The sequence below is a fragment of the Leptolyngbya sp. AN10 genome, from assembly GCF_050565645.1.
Classification (GTDB): domain Bacteria; phylum Cyanobacteriota; class Cyanobacteriia; order Leptolyngbyales; family Leptolyngbyaceae; genus Leptolyngbya.
The window spans coordinates 1-19,909 of record NZ_JBNXVP010000033.1 but is presented as its reverse complement, the minus strand read 5'-3'; the positions used below and the strand labels follow the sequence as shown (position 1 = coordinate 19,909).

Here is a 19,909-nt window from a genome sequence, read left to right as displayed (position 1 = left end):
TAGTTAAATTCATGAATCTTTTTCACTCTAACTTCCGCGATAAGGTATGCCGTAAAGCTTACCAAGCTTTTGGACTATTCTTGATAAGCCTGATTTGTACGACCTTATTGAGCTTACCTAGCAGTGCCGCAGTGGTTCCTTTTTCAATTCGATATCAAACGAATGACACAGGCGACATTGTATATGTTGCCAACACGCTTATGACTTGTCCTAGCAGCAATACGAGCTGCGATGCTGCTCGAAATGGAACATTTACAGGTGGGCAAAACAACGGATTCACGATGACTTATGTAGATATTGATAGTGATGCAACAACATTTAATTCTAGTAGTTCTGATCTGAACCTACCTTCTGGAGCCACAGTTCTCTTTGCTGGATTATACTGGGGAGGTGATTCAAGTAATGCCGCTCGCAATCAGGTTAGACTAAAAACTCCGACCAGCAGCGGATACCTGACAATTACAGCAAATGCTAGTGATGTTTATGGCAACATTGGCTATCAGAATGCTTATCAAGGGTTTGCAGACATCACAAGTACTGTCAAAGCAAACGGTAACGGAACTTATACAGTTGCCAACGTTCAATCAACATCAGGCTCAACGAATCGCTGGGCAGGATGGACGATCGTGGTTGTCTACCGCAGCCCCGGCGAACCTGTGCGAAACTTAACTGTATTTGATGGATTTAACGTCGTCAGCGGCTCTAATCCAACTATCAACATTCCAATCAGCGGCTTCAAAACTCCTCCTTTTGGGACAATCTATGCAAAACTTGGTGCAATTGCATACGATGGCGACAATGGTGTAGGAATTACAGGAAGCTCTTACACAGGAGATCGCTTTAGGCTGAATGGGTCAGATCTCAGTAATCCCTTAAACCCAGCAAATGATGTTTTCAATAGTTCAATCACTTATCTCGGAACTAGAATAACGACGAAATTCCCAGACTATCCCAATCAACTTGGTTATGATTCTGACATTTTCAACGTCAGTAGCGTTCTTAATAACAACGCGACAACCGCAACTCTAACGCTCAATACGGGTGGAGAAACGTATATGCCTGGAGTCGTTACCAGTTCAATTCAGATCTTTGCACCGATACTGGAGGTCAACAAGACGGTTGCGGATTTGAATGGTGGAGATGTAGACCCTGGCGATACGCTAGAGTACACTATCTCTGTAGCAAATAAACAAGATGCTGATGGGAACGGAGATTTAGCTGTAAAGAGCATATTAGAAGACGCTATCCCAGCAAATACCGCATTTGTTCCAGGCAGTATAGAAATCAATGGTGTGAGTAAAACAGACGCGATTGCGGATGATGAAGCTTTCTTTGATTCAGCAACGCAAAAAGTAACGTATCGCATTGGAACAGGGGCAACCGCTACAAGTGGCGGAACACTCTCAATCAATGAAACGAACACCGTTAGATTTAGAGTAACAATTAATATTAATGCTGCTCCCGGAACAACAATATCTAACCAAGCAAATGCTTCATTTGAGGCGCAGAACTTGCCAGGAACAGTTCTATCTGGAAGTAGTAACGCCGCCAATATCGTCATTCGATCTGCACCTGCTTCTACACCACCTGAGATTCTGCTCGTTAAGCGAATTACTGCCATCAACAATGTGAGCTTCAATGACACGGTAGACGATCCGAGTTCTACGAATGATAATGCTCCAAATTGGGCACTTCCCTTAGATGCAACCTCTGGAATCAGCACCTTTTTGAGGGGAAGAACTCAAGGCGGAACCGTTCGACCGGGAGACATCATAGAGTATACAATTTACTTTTTGTCTACAGGTGGGCGAGATGCAACGAATGTAAGTCTGTGCGATCTTGTTCCTGCAAACAGTACTTTCGTTACCGATCGATACAATGGCTTCACGCCTACAGATGGTGGATTACCTGGAGATTCTGGAATTGCTTTATCGATCGGATCTAATACTCCAACGGCTTATCTAACGAATCAGATTGATCTAAACGATCGAGGACGTTTCATTCCCGCTGGAAACAGTACTCCTACAAGTTGTATTGGTACAAACACAGATGGAGCCGTTGTTGTAGATGTTACAAAAAGCCCAGCAATGTTACCCAAAGCAACTGGACCTGGAACTCCGACCAATTCTTACGGATTTATCCGATTTCACGCTCGTGTTGATTAAGCAGCGATCGAGGCTTCGTTTTTCTTTCGTTTTAAGGTTTGCCGTATGACGCTTTCACTCTTGCAACAGATTGAATTACTCAAAAAACTGATCCCCGTCGATCGCGTTGAGAAAATTTTAATTGATCAACTAGAGCAGAAGAGTAAGGAGTTACTCCAGCAAAATCAAGCATTACTGGAAGCTCGGCAAGCTGCTGAGTATGCCAATCGTGAGAAAAGCAGTTTTCTCGCAACAGTGAGTCACGAAATCCGAACTCCGCTCAACGCCGTAGTTGGAATGACTGGTTTATTGCTCGAAACGGCTCTCAACTTGCAGCAGCGCGAATTCACTACGATTATTCGTACAAGCAGTAATACACTGCTTTCCATCATTGACGATATCTTAGATTTCTCCAAAATCGAGTCAGGCAAGCTGGAGCTAGAATTAAATCCGTTTAACCTTCAACACTGTGTTGAAGAGTGTCTAGATTTAGTTGCATCCAAAGCCACAGAGAAGAAACTTGAGCTGGGATATTTCATCGACTCAAGCATTGCAGAAACGCTGATCGGAGATGTCAAACGGCTACGGCAGATTCTAACAAACCTCTTGAGCAATGCTGTGAAATTTACAGATACCGGAGGTATAACAGTCAAAATTACTCCAGTTCGTCCTTTGTCGTCAGATACTCAAACTGCATCACCCTATTCTCTATTGTTCGCTGTCAAAGACACAGGGATTGGAATTCCTTCTGATTCATTGGATCGGATCTTTCAAGCTTTTAGCCAAGCTGATCCATCGATTAGCCGTAAATATGGTGGAACTGGACTCGGCTTGATCATCAGCCAACGATTGTGTCAACTGATGGGCGGGCGGCTCTGGGTAGAGAGTGAACTCAATCGAGGCTCGACATTTTACTTCTCGATCGTCACTCAAGCCGTTTTTACACCCCAAAATAGTGTCGAAGAACAATTTGCCGGAAAGCAACTTCTGATTCTTCACAATCACGAATCGCATCGTGATATTCTCACCTTGCAAGCGCGGGCATGGGGAATGATTCCGGAGGCAGCACATTCAGCTTCTCAAGCATTGGAATTGTTAAATGATCGCAAATTCGATTTGGTCATTCTAGATATGCAGATTTCAGAGATGAGCGGATTAGAATTAGTCAACAAGATCCGTGAAGATTATCAAGATTTACCGATACTTGTTCTAACTCCGTTTGATAATCCTGAAATCATCGATCAACTTAGCTCCATTAAATTTGTTTCAGCATTGAATAAGCCAATCAAGCAATCCCAACTTTACAATGCTCTAACGCAATCGTGGACGCGATCGATAAATCGAGCAGACCACTTTATCTCATCTTCCATCAGCCCCAAGATTGCAGAACAGTTTCCACTCAGAATTCTACTGGCTGAGGATCATCTAGTGAATCAGAAGATGGCACTTTTGATTTTGAAGCGAATGGGCTATCAAGCTGAGGTTGCTGCTAATGGAGTCGAAGTTCTGTCCGCACTGCGTCGCCAGTCCTATGATGTCATTTTAATGGACATACAGATGCCAGAGATGGATGGACTTTCTGCTACTCGGCAAATCTGTCAAGAATGGGAACCCCATCAGCGTCCCCGAATTATCGCCATGACAGCCAACGCAATGCAGAGCGATCGACAAAGCTGTATGGAAGCAGGCATGGATGACCACCTTTCTAAGCCAATTCAGATTGACTTGTTAGTGCAAGCACTTCGTCGCTGTCAGCCGATTTCTGATGTCACTCCTGCTCGTTTAGATCCTAATTCAATTCAGGCAATTCACCAGATTGCAGGCACAAGCTTATCAAAGTTCCTACCAGAGCTAATTAATTGTTATTTTCTAGAAACTCCTAGACTGATTCAAACCATGCACTCTGCCTTGGCGAGTCAAGATGATTCAGATCTAAGACGGGTGGCTCACACACTGCAATCAAGTAGCTCAGCATTAGGTGCAACAGATTTATCTAGATTCTGCCGCGAACTAGAACAGAGTGCTGTCGCTAAAGAATTCGCGATCGCAGCAACTCAGATTGAAAATATCCAATCTGAGTATTTACGGGTACAAGCCGCTTTGAAGCTTGAGATATCGAAGCTTCAATAGTCTTAATAATTCCAACAAAAACACAGCAATGTCAAAGATTTTGATTATCGATGATGATTCAGTCACGCGCATGATTGTGCGACAAATCTTGCAAGCTCAATCTTATGAGGTACTAGAAGCAGAAACAGGGGAAGAAGGACTTAAATTAGCTCATCAGGAGCACCCTGCTCTAATCGTTTGTGATTGGCAAATGCCGGGAATGGATGGAATTGAAGTCTGCCACCAGATTAAACAGTCTCCCAAACTGTCAACCACGTTCTTTATTTTGCTGACTTCCCAGAATTCAGTTGAGCATATCGTAACGGGGTTGAATTGTGGAGCGGATGAGTTTCTCACGAAGCCCATTCAGAGTGATGAGCTTGTTGCTCGAATTCGGGCAGGATTGCGGCTTTATCAGTCTCTTGAGCAATCACGGCAACTTGCAGCAGCAATTTTAAGCCAACAAAAGCTCTTGGAAGCTGAACTTGCAGAGGCAGCCGCCTACGTTCAGTCTTTACTTCCTTCTCCAATGTCAGGTGCAATTGCGATCGATCCCTATTTTTTGCCTTGCCGAGGTTTAGGAGGCGATTGTTTTGACTACTACTGGCTAGATGAAAATCGATTAGTGTTTTATGTCCTAGACGTATCAGGACATGGGCTAAAAGCAGCTTTGCTCTCAGTGTCAATCAAGAACTGGCTTCGCTCTCAAATTGAATCTCAGTCTCAAGAGCCTCATCAAGTTCTAGAAAATCTAAATTTTGCCTTCGGAATGGCTGAACATAACGACCAATACTTTACGATTTGGTATGGGGTCTATCACGTTGATCAAAAAATGTTATCTTATGCCAGTGCAGGTCATCCACCAGGAATTCTGTTCTCGGATGCTGTCAGAGCCGCAGGAGATGCAAGACGGCTTAAGTCTGTTGGAACACCAATCGGCATGTTCGAGAAAATTCAGTACGTTAGTAATAGCTGCAAAATTCAGACTCCTAGTACGCTGTATTTATTCAGCGATGGGCTTTATGAAGTTCGCCAAACTCTGAGAAATTGGAACTTAGAGCATTTTATCGCGGTGCTATTTCAACACAGCCAAGCGCCACAATCCCTTGAACTTGCTCAGATCATTGAGAACATTCAGGCAATCAATCATATTCGACAGTTTGATGATGATTGCGTTCTACTCAAGATTCAATTTAGTTAAATTTAGAAAGAGCTATGCGTCTTTGATTCATAGCTCGATCGTAAAAATAGTTCCATTCGGTTCGTTTGCTTCTACTGAAATTTTGCCTTGATGAGCTTCGATCGCAATTTTACAAAAAGCTAAACCAAGACCTGTTTGGGGAATCGCTCGAAATGATTCGCCAGTTTCAAACTTTTCAAACAAGCGTCGTCGTACTTCATCGCTTACACCTCTTCCCTGATCGTGGATTTGAATCCGCACCTGACAACCGACGGGAGAATCAATTTTAAGTAACACCTGCATATTAGGTAAAGAGAACTTCAGCGCATTAGAAAGCAAGTTATCAAGGACGCGGCGCATGATTGACGCATCTGCTAAAATTTTGCCGTCTGTATCTGAAAAATCCGAAGCTAAATTAATTTGCTGTTGTTCAGCAATCTCTTGAAAATCAGCGATCGCGTCCTGTGCAATTCCACAAATATTAATTTGCTCTAGGTTCAACATCAGTTTACCTGAGTCAAGCTTTGCCAGGATAAGCAGGCTATCAATCATTGCTTCTAAGCGTCGTCCTGAATATTCAATTTGCTCTAGTTTTTGCTGCTGTTTCTCAGTGAGTCCGTAAAGTTGTAAAATTCGACAGGCTAAGACAATATTTGTTAAAGGGTTTCGCAAATCGTGAACCAGCATATTTGACAGGTCTTCACGCAGTCTAAGCGACTCTTTTAAGTCATCATACTGCTTTTTGATTCGCAGCATTGATCGAAGCCTTGCTCGAAATTCTAGACCATTAACAGGTTTTCCAATAAAGTCATCTGCCCCTGCTTCTAAACATCGAACTAAGTTTTCTTTTGAATTTAGGGCAGTCACCATGATGACTGGAATATGTCGAAGTGCAACCTGTGCTTTGATTCGACGACAAACTTCAATTCCATCTAAATTCGGCATCATCACGTCGAGCAAGATCAAATCAGGACGATGCGTTTCTAATTTAGCCAGTGCCTCAAAACCACTTGCTGCATATAGCAATTGGTAAGGAGATTTATGAAGTAGAATTTCGATGACTTCAAAGTTATTGATTTCATCATCAATGACAAGAATAGAGGCAGATGTTTGAATCACGGTGCAGTTTTAATTTCTAACAAATTGCTGAACGACTTCTGCAAGTTCTTTGAGCCTGACAGGTTTAGCGATATAATGGCTTGCTCCAGTTGCAAGACAGCGCTCTCGATCTCCTGGCATTGCTAATGCTGTTAGAGCAATAATCGGAATTGTTGAGAGAATTTGATCTGCTCGAATCTGACGAATTGCTGTCAAACCGTCCATTCCCGGCATCTGAATGTCCATCAAAATGAGATGAGGCTGATGAGTTTTTGCAAGTTGGACCGCTTGAAACCCATCTTTGGCAATCACTAGCTGATAGCCGTGATCGGTCAGATAGTCTGAAAAAACGATCGTATTTGCTTCATTATCTTCAGCCAGTAGAATAAGCGATGGCTCAGATGACGAGACAGAGCTAGTGCTTGTAGAAGGTTTTGAAGAAATATCTCGCATGGGAATCTTTTCAGGCTGTGGCTCAGTGTAAGGCAAGCGGATTTTGAATTGACTTCCTAACCCAACCTGACTTTCGACTGTAATTTCGCCATTGTGCAGTTCAATAATCTGACGCACCAAAGCTAAACCTAATCCAGTTCCAGAGTATTGACGATCGAGATTACTATCAATCTGTACAAATGCCTGAAAGAGTTTCTCAATGTTTTCTGGTGCGATACCGATTCCAGTATCAATCACGGTGAAGTAGACACTCTGAGTTGCCAGATCAATCTGAGCTTCTAATGTAACTTTCCCGTTTTCTTCTGTAAATTTAACTGCATTGCTCAACAAATTAATTAGAGCTTGGCGGATTCTACGATCGTCAACTTGAATCTTCCCAGCATCTTCTGAGATCTTGGTAATCAGTTGAATTCCTTTCGTGATTGCCATCTGTCGAACAAATGTCAGACTGGACTCACACAGATCATGAAGCGCGACTGAAGAGAATTGAAGCTCAAGCTTGCCAGATTCAATCTTTGCTAAATCGAGAATATCATTGATTAACTCCAAAAGATGCCGACCACTTCGTTCGATGATTGAGAGCGATCGCTTTTGTCGATCGTTGAGCGAACCATACATTTCATCTAGTAACCCGTCTGACATCCCCAAAATCGCATTCAGCGGAGTTCGTAGCTCGTGGCTCATATTTGCCAAAAACTCATCTTTAAGGCGGGTTGCTCTAGCAAGTTCAGCATTCATAATCGCTAGGCGATCGTTTGTTTGCTGTATCGCTTCTTCACCACGTTTCCGAGTGATTGCAGTTGCGATATAGGTAATAATTGTCTTCGCAAGCTTGATTTCTTCTGCCGTAAATTGATGAGGCGTATCGTAGTAAACCACAATTTTGCCAAGATGTTCGCCTTTGTAGCGCAATGGAAAAGAAGCACTTGCTTTAATTCCCTCTGCCTGACGCATCGAGTCGAGCAATTCATCTCCCTCCTCTCCTTCAGCATCAGAAATAATGACTGTTTTCGCGTTGATTGGTTGTTGAGAGGCTGTTAAATAATTCTCAACCACACTACGATACGCATCACTGATTCCAATCGAGCTTTGATATCGTGGTATCCCATGCTCATCTGGAACTAGCACCGCAATACGATTTGTCTTGAGAACTTGGCGCATTCCGTTGAGCGCGATCGTATAGATCTCGTCAATCGTAGTCGCTTTGTTTAGAGCAATTACCAAGCTATAAAGCTTATTTAATCGCTCGACTCTGAGGCTAAGAGCAGACTCCGTTTTTTGGTGTTCGATGATCTCTTGCGTCAGCCGCTGGTTTGCCTGCGTCAGTTCTAGAGTTCGTTCTTCAACGCGCTGTTCTAGGTCTACATTCAATTGCTGAAGTGAGGCTTCAGCTTCCTTGCAGTTGGTAATATCTCCGATCGTTCCAATATAACCAATGACTTTTCCTTGCTTATCATGTTCTGTTACAGCTTGTCCACCGACCCAGACAATCGAGCCATCCGCTCTTTGAAAGCGGTATTCAGCAGAGAAAGCTTTTTGCTGATTGATCGCTTGCCCCCAAATCGACAAAATAGGATGTCGATCTTGAGGATGTAAGGCTCGGCTCCATCCAATTCCAAGTGCGTCTTCAACTGTTACTCCAGAAATTTCACAGAAGCGATCGTTGACGTAGATACAATGACCTTTTACATCTGTGCGAAAAATGCCCACAGGAGCCGCTGCCGCTAATGCCGCAAATTGACTTTGACTTTTCGCAAGCGCGATCGCGGCTCGGCTCTGTTCTAAAGTGAGCGAAATTGCGAAAACAGCCGCTCGCATAAAGTCAATTTCTAACGCTTCCCAAACAGCACCTTCTCGGTGCTGATCAAACCGCACAAATCCAAAAAATTCACCCTCAACAATCAAGGGAATCAGAAGAATCGAAAAGATATTTTGAGCGACGAGAAAGACTTGTTCAAATTCCAAGAAGCGATTCCGATACCCAGAGACAAGTTCTCCAGCTTCTAAAAGAGTAATCCAGCGAGACGGAAGGGGTCGATCAGAAATTTCACAGGCTTCGGCTGATGCCACCTCAATTTGATTGTCCTCAGCACACCACTTTACTCGCTGACGGATTGTTGTAAATCGGCGCTCTTGGTATTTTTCATAGATTGAAATACAAGTTGCACCAGATGCCACTCCTAATAGCTCTAGTACTTTCACATAGGCACTTTCATCTCGTTCTAGATCAAGTAGCTTTTGCTGAATTTCAACCAATGCGGTTAACAATTGTTCTCGTTTTTCGAGATCGATCTGGGCTTTTTGACGATCGGTAATATCTTCAGCAATACACAGCAAATATTCTGGCTCATTGCTCTCATTTTGAACGGGAACAGTAATCGTATGAAGAAGTCGCTGTCCTAAATTTTGGCAATAAACTGACTCTTTGGGAGACTCCAAGGCGCGACCTTGAGCGATCACTTCCTGATCTTTTTCTCTAAAGTAATCCGCTTGCTGAGTTGAGAAAAGATCGTAATCGGTTTTTCCTAGCACATCTTTTGCTGTAAATCCAAACAATCGCTCACTCGCTCGATTCCAAAGCTCAAAGGTTCCAAATTTGTTTTCGGTCGCCTTTACTAAAACTGCAACAGGCAAATAATCGATCATTGTTTGCAGAAAGTTTCGCGATCGCTGAATTTCTTCTTCTGCTTTTCGCCGCTCCAGGATTTCAGTTTGAGCGCGTTCTAGTGCAGTCGCTTGTTGAATGGCGATCGAAATTTGCCCTGCAAGTTGATCTAGTAAATTTAATTCAGAAGATTGCCATTGACGAGGTGCAGAACATTGATGAGTAATTAACAGCCCCCAGAGTTGAGCATCCGATGAATCTGAATTGCTCTCTATTCCTTCAAATAAAAGGATAGGAACAACAAGATTTGCTTGAACTTGGAATTGCTCAAGTAATTGAATATAGCATTCTGTTAAACCTGCCTCATAGATGTTAGCGATCTCGCTTTTCCATCCTTGGCAATATAGTTCACCTGCATTCTCTTGAAGACAGGTATCTACAATCTCTGCGTCCAGCGTCGAACTCCACTCCGGCAAGATAGACTCTGCTACAATTTTTCCGCTCATATCCGGGGAGAACCGAAAAACGACAACTCGATCGGCTTTGAGGAGCTGACGAACCTCACTAACAACCGCTTGAAGCACTTCTTCTAAGTTCAGTGAGCAGCGAATTCGAGATGCAATCTCCCAGACTAATTTCTGCTCGTTTTGGGTTTGCTCTAGCTGCTGAATTATACGAGATCGCTCAATCACATTTTGAACAGTCCGAGTTAAAATACCCGAATTCAGAGTTGACTTCCCTAAACAATCATCTGCGCCCCGTCGAATTGCCTCATTGCTCAAACCATGATTCTCTTGGTCTGTGAGCAAGATGACAGGAATTCGCATTCCTTTTTCTTGTAGTTTCAAGTAACTCAAGATTTCCAGAATGTTTTCGAGATGCGAGGAAGAAGCACTAAGCAGAATCAGATCGGGTAAAGCTTGTTGCAGAAGCGTTAGCGGCTGTGTATTCGCACCTGCTTCAATAACTTCGTAGCTATATCGATAATCCTGTTTGAGCAAATTTCGACATAGAGCGCGATCGCTGCTACTATCATCAACAATCAAAATGGTATAGTTAGACCTGTACTCTTTTTGGGCTAGCATATTAGAGCAATTGGGTAACAGAAAATAGCGAAGTGTTGGGCAAGCATTTGCTTCTGTTATATTTAAGAACTGTGAAAATTCAGGGAAGATTGTTCAGCGAGAATATTCATTTGATTTGCTTTTGGCAAAGTCAAATGAACGCAAGTACGCTGTCCAGATGTACTTTCGATCGTTAGTTGTCCGCCATAGAGTTCGGTCAATTGCTTTGCGATCGTCAGCCCAAGTCCTGCTCCTTGCTGCTCATAGGTTCTACGTTCAAACTGGATATAAGCAGTGAGGTTTTCAATTTGTTCAGAGGTCATCCCTCGACCAATATCGATGACCTGAAGATGAAAAAACCTGTGATCAGCGCTGCCTAATACCCAAACAGGTGTCCCAGTCGAGGAGAATTTGAAGGCATTATCAATCAGTTCATCCACTATCTTCTTTAGGTGGACTTCTGAGATCGCTAGATTCACCTCTCGTAGTTCAATGCCTAAATCTCGAACTCGATCGACTTCTTGAGCTTTTTTCCGAATGACAGACAAGATGACTGACTTAGCTGCAAGATTTGAACGGCAGCGCAAATGCTGGATTCGGGCTGTATCGCGCTTCAGAATCTCTAATTCAGCATGGAGCAGAAAATTTTGAGTCAGGCGGTAAAGACGAAGGGCTGAACCTCGAATTGTTTGAGCAATTTCGAGTGTTTCTTCTGCCGAAACTCCAGGATCATGAATCAGAATCTCAGCCATTCCTAGAATGCCGTTTAGAGGAGTGTGCAGTTCATGAGGAAGAGATAGAGTGATGCTTTGAGAGAGTTCTTCAAGTTTTGCCTGAGTATTTTGAGCAATCAGGCTTTGCTTATCAAGTTGAGCCATGATTGCTCTAAGCAGTTCATCGGGTTCAAATGGCTTTGTGAGGTAATCATTTGCTCCGAATTCCATTCCTTGGCGAAGACTTGAGCGATCGCTTTTTGCAGTTAAGAAAATCAGCGGGATTGTAGCCGTCGGATGATGATGACGAAGCTCTTTCAAGACTCCATATCCATCTAGCTCAGGCATCATGATATCGCAAAGAATCAGATCTGGTGCGTGACATTGAGCAAGTTCTACACCGAGCATTCCATTACAAGCTGTGATCGCATCAAAGTTCGACAGCATTAAAATCTCTTGAATGTTCTCGCGCACCTGGGGTTCATCTTCAATGATTAGGATCTTTTTCACGGGTCAATAATTCGATAATGTTGTAGTAACTTGGTCGTTTCAGGTGTGAGCAAGGCTTGTAGCTGTTCAAATTCGTGTAGGAGTTGAGTTTGGCGATCGCATTCTGTTTTCAAAATCTTGAGATAGCGATCGCGTGCTTCTTGAGAGGTTGCATTCTCCAGCATCTGAGTTGCTAAATTGAGATTTGAAACAGGCTCACGCAAATCTTGAATAAGCCTTTGGAGTAAATCTGCTTTGATTTCTTCTTGCTTCTGGCTGACTTGTAATTTCTGCTGATTGTGTTGCAGGCTGTATCTTAATTTTCGGACTTTCTGCTGTTCTCTAGCAATGTACTGATTTAGGGCTGTTCGACGATTCAAACGGCTTTCGATCGCTAACAACAACTCTTCAGGCTCAAATGGCTTAGTTAAGTAATCATCTGCACCTAAATTCATTCCGTGTCGCTGGTCGCCTCGATCAACCTTAGCAGTTAGAAAGATCAAGGGAATGGTTGCAGTCCGAGCGTTTTGACGCAGTGCATCTAAAACTTGATACCCATCCAAAGTTGGCATCATAATATCGCAGATAATTAGGTCTGGGTGTCTAGATTTTGCAAGTTCTAGCCCGGTTGCCCCGTTCTCAGCAGTAATTACCTCAAATCCTGTAAATGCTAAGATTTCAGCAATATTTTCTCGAATTTGAGCTTCATCTTCGATCACTAAGATAGTGTTCATGGTGCAGATAGTATCAGTGGGATCATCACAGTAAACAGTGTTCCTACATCGAGCGCACTTTTAACAGAGATTTCGCCCTGGTGGAGTTCTACACATTTTTTGACGATCGAGAGTCCTAGACCTGTTCCAGCGATCGCTCCAACGTTCTCGCCTCGATGAAATGGCTGAAACAGGTGCGCCTGATCGCTGAGTGAAATTCCGATCCCTTGATCTTCAATTGTAAATACAATCATGCTTCGCCAAATTGTTAGATTGAAATTGATTAGATTGCATTCAGGTGAGTACTTGACTGCATTAGAAAGCAAATTGACAATGATTTGTCGAAGCAGTTTCTTGTCGAGATGAGGCTGATTGCCACAAGTGAGAAACTCGATCGTATCTTGAGTTGGAATAGAGCTACGAATTGTATGCTCTGAAGCACTAAGTTGCACTTCATCAATTAATTCTTGGCAAAATTCAACTAGCGGCAGTGGAACAGGCTCAAATGCTAGATGTCCTATTTCTGCTTTATTGAGAAAGAGAATGTCATCTAAAAGCTGTGTTGCGTGTTTCACATAAGTTTGAATACATTGCAAATGTTTTTGCCGTTTTTGCTCGTCTAACTGCGCTCCAAAATTGCTCAGAATGCCAGCCGAAGAAGCAATCACAGCAAGAGGCGTTCTCAACTGATGTGAAGTCATTGAAATAAAGCGAGACTTAAGCTCAATGAACTCCTTTTCAGAATCGGATAGATACATCGAAGGTTCAACTTCCTACTTGTCTATATCTATTAACATACAAAATGTATTAAGCGCCCATCCTCCGAGATTTTGACCCATTTCTATACGTAGAGTTTTGTCACTTTTATAGAAATTTCTCTGTATCAATACTGAAATCCGCTTTGAGGCTTCGCTTTATCTGGATAAAGGAAGTGAAAAACTCACCTTAATTCGACTGCCCTTAGAGCGCTCAAATTGCAGTTTACCATGCAGCTTCTTTGTGAAAGCAGAAACGAGTTGTAAGCCCAGCGAATCAGAGTCATAGATTGATATCTCTTCAGGAATTCCAACTCCATTATCAGCGATAGTTAAAGCGCAAATCATTGAATCATCACAAACAAAATCAACCCAAATTATACCTGTCATATTATTCGGAAAGGCGTGCTTTAAAGCATTTGAAACCAGTTCATTTACGATCAACCCACACGGAATTGCAACATCAATATCTAATTCGATTTCAGCAAGGTTAAACTCTATTGAAATCGAGCGATCGCTAGAATCATAAGAGCGAAAGAGGTCCGATGTGAGCTTATGAATATATTCTGAAAAGCTGACTTTTGCTAAACTATTCGATCGATAAAGTCGTTCATGAATTAGAGCCATTGCATTGACCCGATTTTGGCTTTCAGTAAACGGCAACAAAATAGCTGGATCTTCAATATAACTTGCTTGCAGGCTCAATAGACTTGATACCATTTGCATATTGTTCTTAACACGATGATGAATCTCTTTTAGCAAAACTTCCTTGTCTTGTAGAGATGCTCGTAATTCTGCTTCAGCTTTTTTACGATCGCTAATATCTTCAACCATTCCAATTTGATGCAGCGTTTTACCTGCTTTATCTTGAACTAGAGAAATAGTGATTCGCACCCAAATGATGTTGTTATCTTTCTGAATAAATCGCTTTTCCAGGCTCAGAATTTTTTCACCTGCTTGGATTGCTTGTTGCAGAACTTCAAATTCTTTGTAGTGATCTTCTGGATGTGTGATGTCCCAGAACGTTTTTGTTAATAGTTCAGATTCAGAATATCCAACAATTTGGCACAATCGCTTATTCATCATAAGAAAATGCCCTGACTCGGTTGCGATTCCCATTCCTAAAGGGCTATCTTCAAATATTCGCCGAAATCGTTCTTCACTTTGCTGAACTACCGCTTCTGCTTGCTTAAGACTTGAAATATCTCGTGTAACTGACAAAACTGAATTTACTGCTCCTGTTTGGTCAAACTCAGGTACAAGAAGAGTTTGAAAGTGCATTGCTGTAGAGCCGAAAAGCACTTTCGATGTCAAAGTTTCAGGCTCACCCATTTCAATCACTCGATGGGCAGCACCTTCATCTTCCTCTAATACTTTGAAACTTGAATCAATTTCATCTAGTGTTTTACCGATAAAGTTGGAAGCTGAAAAACCTCGCTGCCCGACCGCAGGACTTACGTAGGTAAAGCGCAGTAATCGGTCTCGTCGCGTAATAATATCTGGCGAATGTTCAACCAATGTCCGAAACTCAGACTCACTTTGCTCTAGAGCAAAGTGAGTCTGCTCTAATTCTTGAGTCCGCTCCAAGACTCGTCGTTCTAACTCCTGATTGAGCGATCGTAGCTCTAACTCTGCCTGTTTGCGATCGGTAATATCTTCCCCAATTCCAGCAATTCGATAAGCCTCTCCCTGTTCATCGTAGATGGGGAATCCATGATCTCGAATCCATCGAATTGATCCATCTGGTCGCTGAATTCGATAAGTCATCTCAAAAGCACAAGTGGGCGCAGTAGCCAGCAATGTTTCTATGTGTTCCCAGTCTTCTGGCACAATTGTACTTCGCCAGAGAATTGACATATCTTTCATGTGTTGCGTTCGGGGTCTTTGCCAAATTGATTCAAAGGCTGAACTGACAAACACAATTTCTCGCGTTTTTTGTTCTGCCAACCAGAACACGCTTTGAAAGTTTTGATCAACCTGGCTAAACAAGTTTCTATACTCACTCAGCTTTGCTTGACAATGGTGCAATTCCTTCTCTAACTGGGCATTTCTGGCGAGTAATTCAGCGACTTGTTCAGAAGTGAGAGTATGCGGAGGAAGATTCTGGGAGGACACAGGAGAAGCACCCCTAGCGCGATCGAGATTGAGCAAAAAAGATGTTACAGCGAAGCGTCCAGAATGTATAACAAATGATATGAAAATTCTGTTAATTGAAGACAACCCATCACTTGCCGAGCAACTTATCGATGCCCTTAAGCAGCATCGATATACGATCGATTTAGCGGTTGACGGATTGCAAGGATGGGATTACGTTCGCTCCTCTACTTATGATCTCGTTCTCATGGATGTGATGCTGCCCAAACTTGATGGCGTAACGCTCTGCCGTCAAATGCGGGCAAGTGGCAATCAAACCCCAATTTTAATGCTAACAGCATTAAAGGCGAGTGTTGACCAGATTCTAGGTCTTGATTCAGGTGCAGATGACTATTTAATCAAGCCGATTGGGACTCATGAACTTACTGCCCGGATTCGAGCCTTGCTGCGGCGTGGAGGAGCAAAGAGCGCACCGATTCTTACCTGGGGAAAATTGCAGCTTGATCCGAATCAGTGCGAGGTGAAATACGGCGATCGCATTCTTCAAGTTTCACCGAAAGAATATGCCATTTTGGAATTGATGCTGCGTAATGGGCAACGAGTTTATAAGCGTAGCGAAATTATTGAGCGCGTCTGGTCATGTGAAGACGACGTTCCAAACGAAGACACAGTTAAAGCTCACATTAAAGGACTGAGACGCAAATTACGAGAAGTCAATGCTGAAGATTTGATTCAGACTGTTTATGGTTTAGGATATCGACTTAATTTGGAGTACTGCTCGACAATGCCATCTCAATCTCCAGCGTCTCCCTCGTCACAACTGACACAATCGCAGGCAGATCTGGTGCTGGAAAAACTCATTCATCTCGCTCATCGATTTCAGCATCCGCTCTGCATCGCACTACTCGAAGTGAATCTCAAATCGCGAGACTATTCGCTCCGAGCAGTGATTCAACAGATAGGTGAGCAGCTACAGCATCAGTTAAATATTGAAGATGTGGTTGCGGATTTGGGTGAAGGTCAGTTTGTGGTTGGAATTTATGGAACAACTCGCCAAACCGCAGTTACTCGGCTCAATCACATTCTGACAACCCTCGATCGAGAGGGGATCAAAGCAATTTCAACAAGTTTAGGTGTCGCGCAATATCCCAACGATGGGCAAGATCTGCGATCGCTCTATCGATCGGCTTTGATGTCTCTCAAACAAAACAGAGCGTGAGCAAAAAGTTAAATTCGTTGATCAAAGTAACAATTCTGTATCAAAAATTTTTCATCTCAATTCAAGCCGCATAATGAAGGGGAGACAACTCTTATCCCGTTCTATTGTGATGAAGCGATTCACAGAAATCTGGATTATAAGCGGCTTCAGTCTGGCATTCTTCTTTCTTCTCGGTGCTAGTATCGCCTCTTACTCTAGCGTTGTACGACTGAATGAAAGTCAGAAAAGGGTCGCTCACACCGATGATGTTCTAGAAACATTAAACGAGTTTACAGAACAGTTACAGACCGCAGACCGAGAGCAAAAAGCCTTTCTTCTCACCAAAAATAAAATTCATCGAGACCGCTATCAGATTGCGATTCAGTCTGTTTCTGAAACATTCTCGGAAACAGTTCAGCTTACTCAAGACAACGCCTCACAGCAGAAAAGACTATCTGAACTCAAGCCTTTGATCTCCGCACAAACCGCTTCACTTCAACGTGCAATCGAGCAAAAGCAAAAAACGAATGCCATTGAAGACTCGCTAGAAAACCTCGATCGATATGCAGCGATCCAGGCACAGCTCAGTCAAATCATGGCTGAAGAGAAGAATTTGATGCGGCAACGGCTTGATACTTCAGACCGGGAGATCCGTGCGATCGCGAGTTTAGCAGGAATCGGTTACTGTCTCAGTTTTGTTTTAATCATCGTAACGAGTCATCTGCTAAGACGGCAAATGTACCTCGATCAGAAGCTATCAGAAGAGACGCTATCTCTCCAGCAACAGCAACACCAAACAAAGCTTTCAAATATTTTAGAATCCATCACCGATGCTTTTGTCACATTAGATCGCGATTGGCGGTATGTCTATGTCAATCAGCGAGCGGCTCAAATGTTTAATTGTCAATCTGAGGATTTGCTTGGAAAGCAGATCTGGGCAGAGTTTCCTGAAGGCATTAGACAACCGTTTTATCACGCCTACCATCAAGCTCTTGCTCAACAAAAGATGGTGCAGCTTGAAGAGTACTATTCACCGTGGGATCGCTGGTTTGAAAATCGCATCTACCCCTCAGAGGATGGGCTTTCCATCTTCTTTCAAGACATTACCCCACGAAAACAAGCAGAGATCAAACTCAAACGTAGCGAAGAGCGCTACCGTGCTCTAGTTGATGCAACGGCGCAATTCGTTTGGACTGCCACAGAAGAGGGTTTAACTTCAGAGTCTTATCTTGGATGGCAAGCTCTGACAGGTCAAACACCAGAAGAAATGGCGAATCATGGTTGGGTGAATGCACTGCATCCAGACGATCGAGCAAAAGCACTCGAAGCATGGACAACCGCCGTTCAGACTCAAGGAATTTATGAAGGTCGATATCGCATCTTGACGAAAGAAGGAATCTATCGGCATTCGATGGCACGAGGAGTCCCAGTCCTAGAGCCAGATGGCAGTGTGCGCGAATGGGTTGGAACCTGCATTGATATGACTCAGGCGGAGCAGCTAGAAGCCCAACGACGACAAGCCGAAATTGAACTCCGACGCGCCAAAGAAAATTTAGAAATCAAAGTCAAAGAACGAACAACTGAACTACAGCTTTTGAATATCGAGCTTGAGCGATCGAATCAAGAACTCGAACAATTTGCCTACATTGCTTCTCATGATCTCCAAGAACCTCTACGAGCAATTACTAGCTACAGTCAACTTCTTGAGGATGAGTATCGAGAACACCTTAACGATGAGGCTCAAACCTATTTGTCATTTGTGTTAGATGGTTCACGACAGATGCAGCAACTCATTAAAGATTTGCTGGTTTACTCAAGAGTGACAACACAAAGCCGTAAATTTCAAGCAGTCGATTGCGAGGCAGTTTTGCAGCAAGTTCTCTACAACTTGAAAATCGCGATCGATCAGAGCAATGCTCAAATTACTCACGATCCTCTCCCGTCTCTCATTGCAGACCGGACTCAACTAATTCAACTTTTTCAAAACCTGATCAGCAACGCTTTGAAGTTTCAGGAGCAACGCCCGAAGATTCATATCAGTGTTCAACAAAAACATGATTCGCTCTATCTTTTCTCAGTCTCAGATCACGGCATCGGGATCAAAGCACAATATCTCGATCGTATTTTTGAAGTGTTTAGACGGTTACATACCCGTCGCGATTTTCCAGGAACGGGGATCGGTTTAGCGATCTGCAAAAAGATTGTAGAGTGTCATGGAGGAGAAATCTGGGCAGAATCGGAATTTGGTAGCGGCACAACATTTTATTTTACGATCGCTTCCGCTAAGGTAGAAAAGAACGACTTCGCGATCGCGCGTCATGTCCATCTAGATGATAGTTCAAACGCTCCGTCCGATCACTATTTTGTTAGTTGAAGATGCACTCAGCGATGCCCACCTGATCGTGCGAGAGTTTCAGCGCAGTAGCTTTGAAACAGAGCTTCACTGGGTTGAAACTGGCGAAGCTGCTATGCAGTTTTTGCACCAGCAGGGAAACCATCGAAATGCAAAGCGCCCTGATTTGATCCTTTTGGATCTCAATCTTCCCGGCTTGAACGGACAAGAAGTTCTAGAGCAAGTCAAACAGCATCCTGATCTCAAACAAATCCCGATCGTCATTTTATCGACTTCGCCTGATCCGCAAGATATCAGACAGTCCTATTCTCTCAATGCAAATACCTATGTTACAAAACCTGTCGAAGTGCATCAATTTGTTCAAGTTGTGCAGCAGATTATTGAGTTCTGGCTTGCAGCAGCTTCCCTGCCCGTACACTGAGGGAGCTTTTACGCTCGTCGTACAAAATTAGCAATCTCTCTGCTCTATGAATCCTATTCAAGTTCTTCTTGTAGAAGACAGTCTTGCAGATGCAGGAGTCATTCGCCATATTTTTTCTCGGCTTGGAAAAACGCAATGGAAAGTCGCCCATGCTGAAACTTTGCAAGACGCGATCGAGATCTATCAAGAATCAGCAGCACTCTCCAAGCCTCAAAAATTTGATGTTGTTTTGCTAGATTTGAGGCTGCCAGATTCAGTCGGACTCGAAACCATCCAGCAGTTTCGCGCAGCAGTACCTAATGTTCCCATCGTGGTGCTATCTGGAACAAACGATGAAAACTTAGCAATGCAAGCAGTTGCAGAAGGGGCGCAGGATTATCTTGTGAAAGATCACCTTAGTGATGTAGAAAAGTCCTGAAACGATTAGTTTATCGAGAGTCTTATGTGAGACAAGAATAGCTTGGGCGGGGCAAATTGTGAGATGCTCAAGTTCCTACACCAAAGCAATCTTATGCAGTTG

Annotated in this window: 13 protein-coding genes; 7 read left to right on the top strand and 6 right to left on the bottom strand. The window is 43.2% G+C overall.

What is annotated here, in order from left to right; translation table 11 throughout:
* Positions 1-11: 11 nt before the first annotated feature.
* Genes ACQ4M5_RS31445 through ACQ4M5_RS31435 form a run of 3 tightly spaced genes read left to right on the top strand, consistent with a single transcriptional unit; the run spans position 12 to position 5,454 of the window.
* A complete protein-coding gene (locus ACQ4M5_RS31445) occupies positions 12-2,165 on the top strand; it encodes a hypothetical protein (RefSeq protein ID WP_430679753.1) in 2,154 nt (717 codons plus the stop codon).
* Between the two features lie 45 nt (positions 2,166-2,210).
* Positions 2,211-4,274: a response regulator gene (locus ACQ4M5_RS31440; protein WP_430679752.1), complete on the top strand. Its 2,064-nt coding sequence runs from the start codon at positions 2,211-2,213 to the stop codon at positions 4,272-4,274.
* Positions 4,275-4,302: 28 nt separating this feature from the next.
* On the top strand, positions 4,303-5,454 hold the full coding sequence (locus ACQ4M5_RS31435) for a SpoIIE family protein phosphatase (RefSeq protein ID WP_430679751.1): 1,152 nt from the start codon (positions 4,303-4,305) through the stop codon (positions 5,452-5,454).
* Positions 5,455-5,481: 27 nt separating this feature from the next.
* Here ACQ4M5_RS31435 and ACQ4M5_RS31430 read toward each other — a convergent pair whose 3' ends face one another.
* The 6 genes from ACQ4M5_RS31430 to ACQ4M5_RS31405 all read right to left on the bottom strand — a co-directional run bounded on the left by ACQ4M5_RS31430 (position 5,482) and on the right by ACQ4M5_RS31405 (position 15,438).
* Positions 5,482-6,552, bottom strand: a complete 1,071-nt coding sequence (locus ACQ4M5_RS31430) for a hybrid sensor histidine kinase/response regulator (RefSeq protein ID WP_430679750.1) — start codon at positions 6,550-6,552, stop codon at positions 5,482-5,484.
* Between the two features lie 9 nt (positions 6,553-6,561).
* Complete coding sequence (locus tag ACQ4M5_RS31425; RefSeq protein ID WP_430679749.1) at positions 6,562-10,674, bottom strand: response regulator; 4,113 nt, start codon at positions 10,672-10,674, stop codon at positions 6,562-6,564.
* Positions 10,675-10,736: 62 nt separating this feature from the next.
* Positions 10,737-11,876: a hybrid sensor histidine kinase/response regulator gene (locus ACQ4M5_RS31420; RefSeq protein WP_430679748.1), complete on the bottom strand. Its 1,140-nt coding sequence runs from the start codon at positions 11,874-11,876 to the stop codon at positions 10,737-10,739.
* Positions 11,873-12,589, bottom strand: a complete 717-nt coding sequence (locus ACQ4M5_RS31415; protein ID WP_430679747.1) for a response regulator — start codon at positions 12,587-12,589, stop codon at positions 11,873-11,875. Before ACQ4M5_RS31415 ends, ACQ4M5_RS31420 begins: the two co-directional genes overlap by 4 nt.
* Positions 12,586-13,326: a sensor histidine kinase gene (locus ACQ4M5_RS31410; protein WP_430679746.1), complete on the bottom strand. Its 741-nt coding sequence runs from the start codon at positions 13,324-13,326 to the stop codon at positions 12,586-12,588. Before ACQ4M5_RS31410 ends, ACQ4M5_RS31415 begins: the two co-directional genes overlap by 4 nt.
* Positions 13,327-13,482: 156 nt before the next feature.
* Positions 13,483-15,438, bottom strand: coding sequence for a PAS domain S-box protein (locus ACQ4M5_RS31405; RefSeq protein WP_430679745.1), 1,956 nt, complete (start codon positions 15,436-15,438; stop codon positions 13,483-13,485).
* 79 nt (positions 15,439-15,517) lie between these two features.
* Between ACQ4M5_RS31405 and ACQ4M5_RS31400 the strand changes: the two genes are divergently transcribed.
* The 4 genes from ACQ4M5_RS31400 (at position 15,518) to ACQ4M5_RS31385 (ending at position 19,807) form a co-directional block, all read left to right on the top strand.
* A complete protein-coding gene (locus tag ACQ4M5_RS31400) occupies positions 15,518-16,636 on the top strand; it encodes a response regulator (RefSeq protein ID WP_430679744.1) in 1,119 nt (372 codons plus the stop codon).
* Between the two features lie 109 nt (positions 16,637-16,745).
* Positions 16,746-18,989, top strand: a complete 2,244-nt coding sequence (locus tag ACQ4M5_RS31395; protein ID WP_430679743.1) for an ATP-binding protein — start codon at positions 16,746-16,748, stop codon at positions 18,987-18,989.
* Complete coding sequence (locus ACQ4M5_RS31390) at positions 18,946-19,389, top strand: response regulator (protein WP_430679742.1); 444 nt, start codon at positions 18,946-18,948, stop codon at positions 19,387-19,389. The genes ACQ4M5_RS31395 and ACQ4M5_RS31390 overlap by 44 nt, the downstream gene beginning before the upstream one ends.
* Positions 19,390-19,435: 46 nt before the next feature.
* Positions 19,436-19,807 (top strand): response regulator, encoded by a 372-nt coding sequence (locus tag ACQ4M5_RS31385; protein WP_430679741.1) that lies wholly within the window; start codon positions 19,436-19,438, stop codon positions 19,805-19,807.
* The last annotated feature ends 102 nt before the right edge of the window (positions 19,808-19,909 follow it).

Excerpts from the sequence above, each read along its gene's own strand:
- ACQ4M5_RS31445 (WP_430679753.1), top strand. The coding sequence starts at position 12 with ATGAATCTTTTTCACTCTAACTTCCGCGATAAGGTATGCCGTAAAGCT.
- ACQ4M5_RS31440 (WP_430679752.1), top strand. The coding sequence starts at position 2,211 with ATGACGCTTTCACTCTTGCAACAGATTGAATTACTCAAAAAACTGATC.
- ACQ4M5_RS31435 (WP_430679751.1), top strand. The coding sequence starts at position 4,303 with ATGTCAAAGATTTTGATTATCGATGATGATTCAGTCACGCGCATGATT.
- ACQ4M5_RS31425 (WP_430679749.1), bottom strand. The coding sequence starts at position 10,674 with ATGCTAGCCCAAAAAGAGTACAGGTCTAACTATACCATTTTGATTGTT.
- ACQ4M5_RS31415 (WP_430679747.1), bottom strand. The coding sequence starts at position 12,589 with ATGAACACTATCTTAGTGATCGAAGATGAAGCTCAAATTCGAGAAAAT.
- ACQ4M5_RS31410 (WP_430679746.1), bottom strand. The coding sequence starts at position 13,326 with ATGTATCTATCCGATTCTGAAAAGGAGTTCATTGAGCTTAAGTCTCGC.
- ACQ4M5_RS31400 (WP_430679744.1), top strand. The coding sequence starts at position 15,518 with ATGAAAATTCTGTTAATTGAAGACAACCCATCACTTGCCGAGCAACTT.
- ACQ4M5_RS31395 (WP_430679743.1), top strand. The coding sequence starts at position 16,746 with ATGAAGCGATTCACAGAAATCTGGATTATAAGCGGCTTCAGTCTGGCA.
- ACQ4M5_RS31390 (WP_430679742.1), top strand. The coding sequence starts at position 18,946 with ATGATAGTTCAAACGCTCCGTCCGATCACTATTTTGTTAGTTGAAGAT.
- ACQ4M5_RS31385 (WP_430679741.1), top strand. The coding sequence starts at position 19,436 with ATGAATCCTATTCAAGTTCTTCTTGTAGAAGACAGTCTTGCAGATGCA.